We start from the raw sequence: 13,968 nt of genomic DNA on the forward strand, positions 1-13,968 counted from the left end.
TTTTTAGGTATCCGTAATCGGAGATTACAAACTCTCCGCAAAAATATTTCAGGCTGAATCAATGTTCTTTTTATTGCTTTCAAGGAATTGATTGCAGTTTTCATTGTGCCTGCCTGAATGGTAATCTGCATAGAAAAGTCAGAAACCTCAAAAGATACAAATGCAGTTCATTGAAAGGTAGATCATTATTACCGTAAAAGAAAATGAAAAGATTGAGGCTGTTTATCTAAACTCATTAAAAGCTTGCAACCTGATTTTGGGAGAAAAAACAAGAGAAGGGTAGAACTTTGCTTTTGCTCTCTTTAAATAAATCCTTTTAATTTGTACAGTTAACTTAGTTAACTTAGTGATCTTTTTCTTACAATCTTTTAGGCTTTTGACTTTGCTAATAAGTGACCCCGTTGATTTGATGTATATTTATTTTTTCTCTAAGTTCAAAATATCAGTATGGTCTCCTGATGTGATCTGTACCGGTATAATGACCATTTCACTGTAACGTTTTTTTGTATTGTTTTTATTTTATAATTTTTTAAATTTTATATGTTTAAGTATTGAAGTCATAAAACTATAATTATTTTTTCAGTATGAGATAATTTTGACGGAACATTATTTGGATTGTTAGGATTAAGTTAATAATTATGAATACCCAATCAACCAACAAAATAGCAATCATAGGTGGTGGCCCTGCTGCACTTTTAACTTTAAAACATATTCTCAAAAAATCACTTTGCCCCGAAACCATTTATATTTTTGAAAAAAACGAGCGGTTCGGTGTTGGGATGCCTTATGGAAAATTAGGCTCAACAAAAGAACATGTTGCAAATGTTTCTGCCAATGAATTACCCGATTTGAGTTATTCATTTAAAGAATATCTGAAGAAAAATCCAGTGAAGGATTTTCCTGATTTTAGTGATGCGGAGCAATTAAATTCTTATCAGGTAATTCCCAGATTGCTTTTGGGGAATTATTTGGAAGATCAGTTCAAAGAATATATTAAAATTGCAAAAAAAGCAGGAATTAAAATCATCGCTAAAACGAATACAACTGTAACTGACATCACAAAACTTGATCAAGGAAAAGAGGTTTTTAAAATCACGACCGATCAGGAGGAGTTTCTTGCTGATACGGTTATTATTTGTACAGGGCATGTATGGCCAAAAAAACATGAAGAAAAAATAGAAGGATGGTTTGATTCTCCTTATCCTCCTTCAAAATTTACAAAAGCTACTGATTTTCCCGTTGCCATCCGTGGAACATCGCTTACAGCAGTTGATGCGGTAAAAACTATTTCCCGGCTAAACGGAGAGTTTATAAAAACTGAAAATGGAACTACGGAATTTAAACCGAATAAAGATTCTCAAAATTTTAGAATAAATTTGTTTTCAACGGGTGGTTTCTTACCTGCTCTGCGTTTTCATTCTGAAGATGATGCTTACTCTTCAGACTGGATGATGTCTTTAGACGAAATTTATGAGTACAAAAACAAAAACGGAGGTTTCGTAGATTTAGATTATGTTTTTGAAATAAATTTTAAACTTCCCATTAAAAAGAAAGATGCGGAATTTTATACAATCATACAGGATTTAAGTATAGAAGAGTTTTCTGAAAAAATGCTTAGTTTAAGAGAAAGTTACGACAGTTTTGAACTGTTTAAATCTGAATTTGAAGAAGCAGAGAAATCAATTGACAAAAAAAAATCTATTACTTGGAAAGAGAAACTTGCATCGTTTAGTTATGCTATGAATTATCCTGCAAAACATTTTTCTGCTGAAGATATGCTGCGTTTGAAATCAAGTTTAATGCCTTTAGTATCTGTAATTATTGCTTCACTTCCACAATCTTCTTATCAAGAACTGATGGCCTTACATAATGCAGGTCGTCTTGATTTAGTTCAGGTCGATAAAGAGAGTACAATGGAACCACATGCTGAACTTGGTGGTGTTTACCATTACAGTTCTGAAACGGGTCTCAAAAAGAATGAATACTACAAAATGTTTATTGATGCAATTGGCCAACAGCAAATGAATATTACCGATCTTCCTTTTGCAGGCTTACAAAATCATCATGTGACAAGTGAAGGATATTTGGCTTTTAAAGAAAATACTAAAGGAAAAGAATTGCTGGAAGACGGCATGGATAACGTACTTGAAGGACACAATAATAATTACTATCTGAAAGTTCCTGGTCTGGGAATCAATGATTTCTTTCAATCTCTGAATGTTTACAGTCAGGCTGTAGATCATCTTTTTATAATGGCAGTACCATTTATTGGCGGTTTAAATCCCGATTATTCCGGTTTGGATTTTTGTGATACCGCAGCCGAAAAGATAGCTGAAGCTTTGAGCAGGTATGAAGTTCCTGTTATTGATATTAATCTCAATAATTTTAATAATGATTTACAGGAAAATATTGTTTAGCATTATTCTAACAAATAGAAGTGATGCTCTCATAAAGTGATTATTGAAAATTTAAGATGCAATATCCAGGGCAACACCAGCTTTAGTACTGGTGAAAATCATCTTGCTTCATAGTAAAATACATTCATTGAAACTTCAAATCCATTAGCCATAAAGAGCGTTACAGTACTATCGGTTTTTGAGATCTCGGTTTTTGAAAAATGGGTATTGTCAAAAATATTTAGTCTTTTTTTACTATTTAATATTGAGGTACAAAACCTGTAGTAAGACTTGACATCAGTAGCCACCACAATCATATCGTATTAAAAGTAAAAATCCCGTAGTTTACAATAAACTACGGGATTTTTACTTTCGTAATTTCTTTTAAATTTTGTTCATTTTGAATATTCACTTTATTAAAAATTGATCAGGCGAAGCAGTCATCACAAACAATATCTGAATAATATGTTATGGCTTTATCTGATGTACTCTAAAACGTTTTTCTTTTCTAAAGTAAAAGTTTTCTTAGCTGAAGTTTCTATCGTTATAGATGAATTGCTGTCAAGTACCTTCTTAACTTCACAGACTGTTTCTGAATTGACTTTTGAAACATCTATATTATTAATTTTCAAAATTTTATCTTTTACATTTAATGCAGATAATTGAGGAAGCTGTATTTTATTGACGATGATAAAATCTTCCTTCATTGGTGCGAAAGAGACGCCAAAAGTAAAATATCGAGGTTGGTCTCCGTTTGAATTAAGAATAATTTTTTTATGGATGAAATCGAGCTGAACCTCATAGTTTTCCATAAATCTAGTACCTAGAAGATTTCTTGAATCCGAGCTGCTATCTACCATCTGAACCCCCATATTTGAATTATTAATCTGAACCTCCATTAAATCAACATATCTTTCTCCAATACTGACGCTGCTTATTGACTGAGCTAACAATCCTTCAAATGTCAGAAACAGATCATCTTTGATTTGATTATATGAATTTTGATCAAGCGTAAATCCCATTCCGGATCCTGTATCAAAAATAAACTCCAGATTTTGATTTCTTATCTTGATATTTATTTTAGGGACACCCGTAAAATTCTCCTCAGAAAATGGAATATGTACTGAATTTGCTACGTTTAATTCATTCACTTGATCCGATACTGTCAGTTTACTATTTTTAAAATCAATTTGCCAAATTTTACCTTTCATCATATTGGCACCAAAGATTCCGCTTATTTTCTTACATGCACGAGCGCTCATCCAGTTGATATCTGCAAAAGAAAAATTAACTTCTTTAAGATCCATATCTGATATCTGCAGTTTATTTGTAGAGAAAACATCCATTTTGGATTTGGCATTATTTGCGTCTGTTCCTTCAAATATAATCTTGGTTTTTTTTGCTTTTATTTCATCCTTTAGTTCGGGTGAAATGAGAGTGAATGCTCCAGAATCAAAAATAAAATGGTGCTGTTTATCTTTTATTTTGACCTCAATAACAATTTTTCCATCAATCAATTCGAAAGGAATCGTTGCTGCATTAAAAAATAAAGGAAAAAGCAAGAGGACAATCGTTAAACATTGGACAGTATAATTTTTCATTTTTTTGATTTTTGGTAAAAACAAATATAGGATATAAAACAAAGACTGCCTAGAACGGCAGTCTTAATGCAATGCATTTAAAGTTTGTTACCGCTCCCAGCTCATACCCAAACTCCCGCTTACAGCGGTAGGGCAGGTCTGAGGGTTAGTAGTTATAGCAACCGTAGTTGAAAGCTTTTTTTTCTTTTTACCTCTGGCTGCAAAGGGAGAAGGAGGTGTTGTATCCTGCATTTTGATAGGTATTTCTCCTGAAAATCCGATCGCTAAGCTAAAACCTGTGATTCTTAAATAAACTAATTCCAAAGATTTGAGGTTGTCGAGTTGCTCATCGCTCATTTAGAAATTTCCGGAAACAAATTGAATAGGGGTATTGGCAACTTGTTCAGAAACTTTCAATCTTTTATTATTTCTTCACAATGAGTTTAAATGTTTTTAATGCTTCCCCGGTATCAGTAGCTAAGTTGAGAATATAAGTTCCGGATACAAGAAGATTTTCTAAAGAGAATTTGTGAATTTTACCTTTGGGTAAGTCTTCTTTATAGATTAATTTTCCGGAAATGTCAAAAAGGTGGATTTTGTAATTTGCTGTGCTTAATAAATCTCCGGTTATGTAGAAATTCCCGTTATTCGGGTTATTAAAAAGCTTAATTTGATCAGCCTTTATACTTTCTGATGTTGAAAGGTTTTTGGGCGTAAACTTAGCAATAAAACAAGTGTAGTCTGAACTGCTTGGTCCTGTTATTGGTATGATTGCGGGTTGAAATGCTGCTTCTGTTGAGAACCCGTTGTGATTTGCAGTAATTCCGGCCAGGTAGAATGAGTCTGAATTTTTTGAAAAAAAGGATTTAACAGACCCACCTAAGAATATGCCTAAAGAAACGTCAGTAGCTCCATAATAAGAAGAAACAACCAATTCTCCAGATGTATTAAACATTGCAAAAAAAATATCAGGTATACTCAGGTTGGGCTTTACGTTTACAAAAGCATTTGCGCTGGCAATATTCTGACTGGATGTTGACCCGGAAATCAATATTTTGCTGCCTTTTACATCTAGACTAGAAAAATCATCTGATTCTGTGCCTCCAAAGTAAGTGCTCCAAACCCGCTGTCCGGAAAAACTAAATTTGCTGATCACACTGTCTTGGTTTCCCATCGGTTGCGCCTGATACGCTCCTGCAGTTGCAAAATAGTTGGTATTATTGGGTGAGTAGATTTCAAAAGACAAACCTAATGTATAAATCCCTGTTTCTGTTACTTTTATTATGCCAACATTTCCATAATTATCAGAAGGTCCATAATAAGTACCCCAGATTCTTTGGCCAGTATTTGCATTAAATCTCGAAATAGCACTGAGCGCTTTGGTTTGCTGAAATGTACCACTGGTGGCAAGTTGTGTATTGGTAACTAAGAAATCAGAACTGGTAACTAAGTACAGATCTCCATTATATTCATCAAGAGAAAATATTTGTTCAGCAGGATAGTAGGTTGACCATATTTTTTGTCCTGAAGAATTAAGTTTTACGAGATAAGCATTCTGTCTAAAGTTTCCATTGACGTAATCTAGTACAAAATTGCTTTGATAACTTCCCGTGTCTGCTAAGTCTTGTTTTTTGGTAAGTCCCGAGAAGTATATATTTCCTGCATCGTCTGTTGTAAAGCTTAGATCTGAAATGCCTGCAGGAATGAATGTTCTCCATAGAAAAATACCGTTAGCGTCATACTTTGCCAAAAGTGATGTGCTATTGTTTTGTATATCTTCAACTACCGAACTTGTAAGCCAAACTCCTGTACTTGCGGAAGCATTGAGTATATTTTTTGATTCGTTTACATAATAACTTCCATCCTGATCACGATACATTATTCTTTCGCTTTCGGATGCGCCTAATGCAGTATTAGGAATCGCATATTTTGAATAGAGCAAAGAACCATTATTATTAATCTTTCCTTCTAACCGGTTGAGTATGCCGGGAGTAAATCCCTGCATGCCCGTAGTGATAAATTGGTTGTAATAACTGGTATTCGAGTTGCTATTGTATTCTCTGTCAATGATAATATTACCATCATTAACCTCTGTTGCTTTATAGCTCGTGGTTCCCGTAGTTCCGTTGGTATGAACTCCTCCAAAATAAGTTCCCCAGCTTCTTTCATAGACCTGAGAAACTTGTGCAGAATATAATCCTGCAAAAAATACCAAAATGTAGTAAAAAGAATTCCTCATCTTATCTGAATAATAAAGTATGTTACGCATTTTTGCTTAAAAAATAATAAATTACGGTCAGCTAATTTTTCATTGTTAATTTTTGCATAGGCCAATTCATCATAATTAGTTTTCACTAAAAAATAACTTGTCCAAAGAAAATTTAAAATAGATAAACCACAAATAATGACCTTTTAAAATCATTTTTCATAAAGTCCTTTGGTGAAAATAAACGGCAAAGAAAATGAAAATACCATCAGAACGATTCTAGATATACGATTAAATGGTTTTTTTTAATTTATTATGTAAATATAAATTAATAATACTGCTATTATTTAAAAATATATCAGTCTTTTTTTAGAATTTTTATTTCTTACTCAAAATAGGATATTTAAATTTTAAAGCTGTAATTTGGTAATGATGTAGATTTTAAAATGTGTACATCAGGAAAAAAGTATCTGCTACGGCCGGTATGCTTTTTTTTCTATAATTTTAAAAAGCTTAGATACAGTACGTCGTAAAAACCGATAACAATTAACCAATATGAAAAAACGTCTGAGTCCGATAGTTTCTTTCCCATTTATTGTATGTTTAGGGTTGCTGATCCTGAATGATTTTTATCTGAAAACAACCTATCATAATATACTTACCGGAAAACTATCAGATTTGTGCGGGCTTTTTGTATTTCCTGTTTTCTGGTCTGTTTTACTGCCTAAATACCGATCAGCAATTTTCACAACAACGGCGGTATTTTTTGTTTACTGGAAAACTTCCCATTCACAGCCATTTATCGATTTTTTCAGTGAAGTATTCTTCCCGATAGAAAGAACAGTGGATCTGACGGATCTTCTTGCTTTGCCAATTTTAGCAGCAGCATGGTTCAGTATGGACAGCGATCAGCAGAAACCAGTACTTTTAGTCTGGCAAAAAAGAATAAATCCTTATCTGATCGGGGCAATAGCCATTTTTGCATTTTATTCTACCAGTAAACCCAGATACACGCAAAGGCTTGATCAGCCGCATTATATACTTCTTACATCAGACAAACCTATTGACAGAAGTGATTACGACCATTTACAGTATTTTAGATTTGATTCATTGCTTGTCGTCAAAGTTGACGAGATTTCTCTGTCCGAAAGACCGGTGAAATATGATGACTACAGCAAAAATGCTGCTGTCAAAAATCTTGATTACACTGTCTCGCAGATGCTTGGTAATGGAGTACGATTGGTTGACCCGAAAACAATTACCTATTTAAATATAAATACAGCCGAAGGGGTAGATTCCGTACGATTCAGGGGTGGGCTTTTAGATGGGAAGTTGATAAGGAAAAAGGATGGCAAAATAACTATTGCCGGTTTATACAAAAACGGTATTGAAGACTCTGTCTGGGTTTTCCATAATGGTAACGGGAAATTTTCAAATGCAGTTACTTTTGTTAATGGTGAACGTACAAAAGTTCAGTTGTTCGAAAACAGCAACGTAATAAAAACTGATCATGTTAATACACGGAAAGATACTGTAAGATATAAATTGATCCAGATTATTATACTTGTCCTGTTATTAATTGGAACCGTATTTCTTATAATCAGAAATTATCATCAGGCATCAGAAAAGCTGCAAATGAAAAAGCTGTCGAAGTGGCTTTTGTGCATCTTCATGCCGATAGTTGTCTGGTGTATACATTTTGCGATGATACTTTTGTTGGGTAACTACCACTACGATATTTTTATTGTTTTGGGTATTGCTATTCTAATGTATCTGATAGCCTGTCCTCTTTTCTTTATTGTCATTTTTGGAATTCAGCTCAGGAAACAAATTGATTTGCTTTGGTATACTCTTTTATTGGCGTTAGCGTTCAGTATCTGGATTGAAATTAACATCTACCTTGAGCTTTCAATATGAATTTTAATAACGTTATTCTGTATTTTCACCCGCTAAGTGGTTATTAATCTCTCTTCTAAAAGCTTACAATGTTCTAATCATAACCATGTAAGTCTACGTTTTTTTAGTTCATCAGAAAAGAACCCGATTTCAATACCGCGCCTTCCGGTAATGAGTTCACCCTCAAAGAACAGCAAAAGAAAACCTCAAAGACGCTAAACCTTTATCCATTCAAAGGATATTGGGAAGTTTGAGTTTTCGTTTAAAAATGCTTAGAATGAGAAAAAATTAACGGATAAAAATCCAATGAAATCAAAGGGTCTAAAAATATAATTGATTACAAATTAGGGATCTGTAATTTGCATTCAGAGGATCGTTTTTCGTTTAAATGTCAAAATAATTTATTGATTATAGTGAAGATAACCTATTTTAATACTTCGCGATTTTAGTTTGCTGGATGATATCTCCATTTTTATCTGAAAGCACTAAAATATAGGTGCCTTCCGCAAACTGTTCCATATTTATTTGTGACACATTTTTATACGATCCCAATTTTTGACCAACCATATTGTATAATGTTGCATCAGCATTTACTGAAAAATGAAGCAAGTTTTTTACAGGATTTGGATACGTTAAAATACTTTTTTTTACAGTTTCTTCAGTTGCTAAAAATGATTGACAGTCTGAACTGTAAGTAGCGGCAGCATCTTTAGCCCAATAAGTTCCTATCATGTTGCTGTTATCAATCTGAATACACAGAAGATTAGGATTATTTGCAGAATATAGCCATATCAGGGCACTATTGTTTCCATTTTTTACATTGAGTGTTGTTAACTGATTTTCAGCACAACCCAAATAAGTTAAAGCAGTATTGTGGCTCACATCTAACGTTGTCAGTTGATTGCCATGACAAAACAGATCGGTAAGATTTACAAATGCTTCAATACCGGTAAGATCTGAAATGTTTTGATTGCCGATGTGTAACGCACCACTGTATCCAATTGCTTCTGAAACTTGTATGTCTCCATCACCATTCATATTGATTAAGGGTATGTTGAGCAATAAGTTTTTAAAATTATTATCAGGTATATGAACGTTTTGTGCTTGGATAAAGTTTACAGTGAGAAGGACTAAAATATAAAGTAATTTTTTTTTCATATTGAAATTGCTATGGATCATATTTTCACCAGGATTGGCTTTAGAATCGTTTATCGAAAAAAAGTTTCAAGTGCTTTTTAAATTGTAAAAATTTTCAGCAAATATAATGAGAAAAACTCCATTTTATTCCAATGGCTATGATATATATACGATCATAATCTCATAAATCATTTATCAAAAATCTACAAAAACAAAATAATCAATAATCTTTAGAGGCGAACCTCTCAACAAATGTCAGATCGAAAAACTCAAAACAGGGGAGACCGCCTACATCAACGGACTCACCAACATCAAAGGGAAGAAATACCAAGGCTGCATCAGTTTCGATAAAGATATCGGAAAGTTTGAGTTTTTATTTAAAAATCCCAAGAATCTAATTGAGAGAATAAAAAAACCTCAAGTAAAACAAGAGGTAGGATAATGTAGGTAAGGCCAACTTTAATTAACATAAATCCAAAGATAAATTGTGTGAAAATTTTAGTTTGTTATATCGATTGCTCTGCACAAATTTTTGTATTCCTGAAATGCATCTCCAAATTCTTGAGTAAACTCGTAGTTACTCATTTGATATTCTTCGTTTACACCTGTAGAAGTCGATAAATGTATTCTGCCATATTGAACTACGGGTATCTGATAATTATTTTTAAATCTCTTATCAGGGGTACCATTTTTATTTACCTTTGCCCATGTTTTTCTGATAATTTTAGAATCTCGTGGGACAGAGGATGTTTCTGTAAAGCTGACAGATGTACTGATCAGATTTAGCTCATCGATTCCAATAATTGCAAAGTTTTGATTATTTGTAAACATTAATATAAAAGTGGGGTAGAAATAGAGATCTGCCCCATTTATATTTTGAAAATATAGTGCTTCATAATTAGATTTTATTATGGAAAGTGATCTTAAGCCTACTTTAATTTCTCTTCTATTTACTAGTGTGCTGGCGTTAGATCTCGCTGCGACGCGATTTTGAAAATGGACACCCGTAATATCCCAAATACGATGAGATGTACTTAAGTTTTTAAAAGCATTATAAAAACGTTCGTACTTTCTTTTTATTGGATCATCAAATTGCACATCAATATTAATTGCAGAGTTATCAATGACAATTTGTGTTTCAATGATAGCCTCTTTTTGAGCTGTTATATCTTGATTAATCTTCTCTACAATTTTTTTATTAATAAATCCATAAATCAACATATAGCTTATAATCTTTTTTGTATTAGAAAAAGACAATGCTTTTTTTATCTTCTTCAAATCTGCCTCTAATTCAATTTTTTGCCGTTGTGCAACTAAAATAGATTCTTTGATTCCTGACATATCCTGAGAAGTTATTTCGTGTATATCGGCACTGAAAATGTTATCAGAAAGATTTCGACTGTAATCATGAACAGGAAGCGGATGACTTTGAGGTTGTGGTGATCGTGATGCTGGAGATCCTGATATTTTATATGAGTTTGAGAAGCCGAGAACGTTGGTATTTAATCTGGTTCCTGAAGAACTGAAATTTAAACTAGCTCCTCTTACTCCGATGCTTGTTGAGATGCCTCTTTTGCTGAAATTAAGATGTACACCTGGTACAATTTTAATTCTTTTTCTGTATGACCAAGCCATGATGATAGTTTTTTAGGGTTATTGGATTGAGTTGATGAAGTTCTATTTACTTTCTATGAAGTTTTTAATTATCGGATAGACATCTTTACTGTTCGATAAAGTTGCATGTATTTGCACACGACCGGCTCCGGATTTGGTCAACCAATCTGTCCAGATAATCTTGATAATTTCCAAGTCGGTTGGATGAAACCGTGCAACACCATTTATATCTAAAGATCTGTCGGTAATTTCTAAAACCAAAACATCTATGTTTTTAAGATCACTGTTTGTTTTTTTAACTAGAAATTGAGGATTTGAAAGGATGAACTTTTGTAGGTTACTAGTTTTACTTTTAAGAAATTCAGTTCTTACTTCTGTAATTAGATCCTGATTAAGATTATAACCCGATGTTTTATTGATTGTTTCTATGTATCCATCAGTTAGCAGGACAATCTTATTTTTTGTTGTAGAGATAATGCCTTTGTTCTCTGAAATTTTTATAGTATCAATTTGATTTGATAGTGAGGAATGGATGGTTTCATTAAAGTAATTCCAGACATCTGATCCTGAACTCTGGATTAAAGCATAAGAATATATCTTGGCTGTTTCTTCTTTTAATGTTGATATATCTGATTTTAACTGACTTCCTTTATATTTTGAAGCTTCTTTAAGCCTATTTTTAAATTTTAAAAAATTGATTTCAAAATTAGAATTATTGATTGTTTTCTCATTTAGAATGCCACGGTTAATAAAGTCAATTTTATAAATATCTAGTTGATTAAGATTTCGATTACCCAATTTCAACAATTCAGGAATACGATCTAATACTGAATTTATAATAGTTATATCTGATATGGGCTTAGGATGAATAGATTGATTAATCCTATTTGATAAATCAGGTACTATGAGTACGTTGTAATTGCTCGTGATAGAATAAGTAATTTTTGTTTTTGAGCTACATTTTGTTTCTTTACAGGAAATTAAAAGAACAAATAAGAGAAATACAATAATTGATGAATATAATTTTTTCATGTTTTGTTTGTTTAGTTCTGTGCAAAATCAGTGGTTAAATTTTTCTGAAGGCTGATACCATTCAACCAATTTTCACATTCATTAATGGCTTCGGATGTTTTAATTTCTGCTTTTTTTACAGCAAATAGTTCGTAGAGATATTTACTCCAACCTTCCATGAAAATATTAATTCTGTTTTCCATTTCAGCTTTAGAAACCGGTAATTTGTCATTATCTACCTGACTTTTATAAATCTGAGAAAGATTTTCGACTTTTTCCCTGAATGATAAAAAAGCATTTCTTAATGAACCAATTTTTCTGTTGCACTCCAGCGGTAGGTTTTGTCCTAATTTTTCATACTCTTTTTTATCTCTGTCCATAGCTAAAATCTCAATGTTTAATCCGTCATTTATTTTTTTAACTTCTAATATCTGATTGTCTAATCCCGAAATTTCATTTTCCAGATTTTCAATAGAAAACTTTATTTTTTGTTGCTGATGAGTTGTGCTTCGCTCGTGAAGCAAAGAATATATTTTGTTAACAATTAAAGTTAAAAGTAAAACCCCTAAGGTTCCCAAAATAAAAACAAGCAAAAAATTCTCAGACAAAATAATATCTGAAGTAGCCATTTTTTGATCTATTTCGTTGGTCAAAAGTTTTATTTCCTCAATATTTCGTGCAACTTTATAAGCCATAAATGCATCGACAATTAATATTAAGGGCACGCCAAAATATGATTGAAAGTCTATTTTTTTTCTCATCTGACCATTAAAGTCTTGATTATATGAATTTCTAAGTATTAACTTCATCATTCCCAATGCTATGGGTATTGATACGAACAGAAATAAAAATAGAAGGCCACCAATGCCTTTTTCAGAAACTTTAGTAAAGACTTCGGGATCAAATATTTCTGTGTTTGATGGTATCATTCCTACTGCTAAAGATGCTTTAATGTCTTCTTTTGAAAAAATAAAAATGTAAGCCACAGATGTGTAAAAGACAAATATATAGGCTAGCAAGGATATTCCTAAGAGTCCTAGCACTGTCATTAAAAAAATATCCAACGGAGGTTTAACAATGTCTGTTTTGAGATCGATGATTTTTTTTCTTACTAGCTCTATTTTATTTTGAAGAAAGGGAATTTGAGTATCAGTATTGGCCTTAATGATAAATCTTTTCTCATCGGTAGACTTTTCCAAAATATTGATCACATCCTGTGCATTTTTAGTTTCAGCATTAAGAGTGGATGTAAGGCTCTCAATCTCGTTTTCGGTTCTGATTTCTACATTTCCTATACTTAATTTTTGCTGTTCCTCTATTTTTGTTTTAAGTCGAGTCTTCTTTTCTTCAATGACCTCGATATCGTTAATGAAATTCGAATATAAACTGTCCAGAGCTTGTGGTAAAATCTGATGATCTCCCTGGTTTTCGTGCGCTCTCTGATATGCATTGGCTTTAAGAAGGTTTTTATCAAAAGATCCTACTTCAGTGGCAATAATACTCGTTAAAACATCCTGGAAATCCTTTAATGACTTTTCCTGAAAACTCAACTCTTCTTTTTGTGAAAATGCAGGTTTTTCATAAGAGTCATTTAACGTTTCTTTCCATTCTGATTGCTCCTCTTTTTCAATATCCTCCAAACTTATTCCACTGTTAATTTTCTCAATTCTATTTTCTATCTTAAAGAAAGTGGTCACCAATTCGTCGACTGTTTTAGGAAAAGTCGTTACCAATACCTGTTCATGGTTGTTTTTTGCATTGTTTGACCAATTGTATGATCCGGAGATTGCAAGTCGTCTGTCGATGATACAGAATTTGAGATGCATCATACCGTATCCTATATTTTTAATACGATTAAATTTTACGCCCATTATGCGTAATGCTTCAAAGTCCAGCTTTTCGTTGTCTGGCTGATCTGAAATGATTAACGAAATCTTCACTTGTTCAGCTGCCTTTTTTTGAAGTATATCAAAAAGTTCGGGATTGGTAAACCACGCCATTGCCACCAATATTTCTGATTGAGCGTTGAGCAGTTCAGTTTTTATTCTTGATAGAATTTCATCTGCATCAGATAAAGAATCTTGTACAATTGTTGTCATAGGATTGAATTTTAATGGGTTATCATTCT

The 13,968-nt window shown here is 32.7% G+C and carries 9 protein-coding genes; 2 read left to right on the plus strand and 7 right to left on the minus strand.

The genetic code is table 11. The features are described 5' to 3' along the window. Positions 1-638: 638 nt before the first annotated feature. A complete protein-coding gene (locus AR685_RS17550) occupies positions 639-2,417 on the plus strand; it encodes an FAD/NAD(P)-binding protein (RefSeq protein WP_059125402.1) in 1,779 nt (592 codons plus the stop codon). 455 nt (positions 2,418-2,872) lie between these two features. Here AR685_RS17550 and AR685_RS17555 read toward each other — a convergent pair whose 3' ends face one another. From AR685_RS17555 to AR685_RS17565, 3 genes are all read right to left on the minus strand, one after another. Next, entirely contained in the window at positions 2,873-3,997 is a 1,125-nt protein-coding gene (locus tag AR685_RS17555) for an aspartyl protease family protein (protein ID WP_059125403.1), read from the minus strand. An 87-nt stretch (positions 3,998-4,084) separates the two neighbouring features. Next, positions 4,085-4,333, minus strand: a complete 249-nt coding sequence (locus tag AR685_RS17560) for a hypothetical protein (RefSeq protein WP_059125404.1) — start codon at positions 4,331-4,333, stop codon at positions 4,085-4,087. A gap of 67 nt (positions 4,334-4,400) precedes the next feature. Further along, positions 4,401-6,245 (minus strand): T9SS type A sorting domain-containing protein, encoded by a 1,845-nt coding sequence (locus AR685_RS17565; RefSeq protein WP_082671967.1) that lies wholly within the window; start codon positions 6,243-6,245, stop codon positions 4,401-4,403. 492 nt (positions 6,246-6,737) lie between these two features. On the opposite strand from AR685_RS17565, the gene AR685_RS17570 reads away from it, so the two are divergent. Next, complete coding sequence (locus tag AR685_RS17570; RefSeq protein WP_059125406.1) at positions 6,738-8,099, plus strand: hypothetical protein; 1,362 nt, start codon at positions 6,738-6,740, stop codon at positions 8,097-8,099. A gap of 408 nt (positions 8,100-8,507) precedes the next feature. Here AR685_RS17570 and AR685_RS17575 read toward each other — a convergent pair whose 3' ends face one another. The 4 genes from AR685_RS17575 to AR685_RS17590 all read right to left on the minus strand — a co-directional run bounded on the left by AR685_RS17575 (position 8,508) and on the right by AR685_RS17590 (position 13,939). Further along, positions 8,508-9,236 (minus strand): T9SS type A sorting domain-containing protein, encoded by a 729-nt coding sequence (locus tag AR685_RS17575; protein WP_165592842.1) that lies wholly within the window; start codon positions 9,234-9,236, stop codon positions 8,508-8,510. Between the two features lie 477 nt (positions 9,237-9,713). After that, positions 9,714-10,850: a DUF4236 domain-containing protein gene (locus AR685_RS17580; protein ID WP_059125408.1), complete on the minus strand. Its 1,137-nt coding sequence runs from the start codon at positions 10,848-10,850 to the stop codon at positions 9,714-9,716. Between the two features lie 42 nt (positions 10,851-10,892). Then, positions 10,893-11,861, minus strand: a complete 969-nt coding sequence (locus AR685_RS17585; RefSeq protein WP_059125409.1) for a hypothetical protein — start codon at positions 11,859-11,861, stop codon at positions 10,893-10,895. Positions 11,862-11,872: 11 nt separating this feature from the next. After that, the gene (locus AR685_RS17590; protein ID WP_059125410.1) at positions 11,873-13,939 is read right to left on the minus strand and encodes a phospholipase D-like domain-containing protein; all 2,067 of its coding nucleotides are present in this window, start codon (positions 13,937-13,939) and stop codon (positions 11,873-11,875) included. Positions 13,940-13,968 lie beyond the last annotated feature (29 nt).

Source organism: Chryseobacterium sp. JAH (assembly GCF_001507335.1).
GTDB lineage: Bacteria > Bacteroidota > Bacteroidia > Flavobacteriales > Weeksellaceae > Chryseobacterium.

What these genes read in the sequence shown, in the direction of transcription:
- AR685_RS17550 (WP_059125402.1), top strand. Translation starts at nt 639, where the DNA reads ATGAATACCCAATCAACCAACAAAATAGCAATCATAGGTGGTGGCCCT.
- AR685_RS17555 (WP_059125403.1), bottom strand. Translation starts at nt 3,997, where the DNA reads ATGAAAAATTATACTGTCCAATGTTTAACGATTGTCCTCTTGCTTTTT.
- AR685_RS17560 (WP_059125404.1), bottom strand. Translation starts at nt 4,333, where the DNA reads ATGAGCGATGAGCAACTCGACAACCTCAAATCTTTGGAATTAGTTTAT.
- AR685_RS17565 (WP_082671967.1), bottom strand. Translation starts at nt 6,245, where the DNA reads ATGCGTAACATACTTTATTATTCAGATAAGATGAGGAATTCTTTTTAC.
- AR685_RS17570 (WP_059125406.1), top strand. Translation starts at nt 6,738, where the DNA reads ATGAAAAAACGTCTGAGTCCGATAGTTTCTTTCCCATTTATTGTATGT.
- AR685_RS17575 (WP_165592842.1), bottom strand. Translation starts at nt 9,236, where the DNA reads ATGAAAAAAAAATTACTTTATATTTTAGTCCTTCTCACTGTAAACTTT.
- AR685_RS17580 (WP_059125408.1), bottom strand. Translation starts at nt 10,850, where the DNA reads ATGGCTTGGTCATACAGAAAAAGAATTAAAATTGTACCAGGTGTACAT.
- AR685_RS17585 (WP_059125409.1), bottom strand. Translation starts at nt 11,861, where the DNA reads ATGAAAAAATTATATTCATCAATTATTGTATTTCTCTTATTTGTTCTT.
- AR685_RS17590 (WP_059125410.1), bottom strand. Translation starts at nt 13,939, where the DNA reads ATGACAACAATTGTACAAGATTCTTTATCTGATGCAGATGAAATTCTA.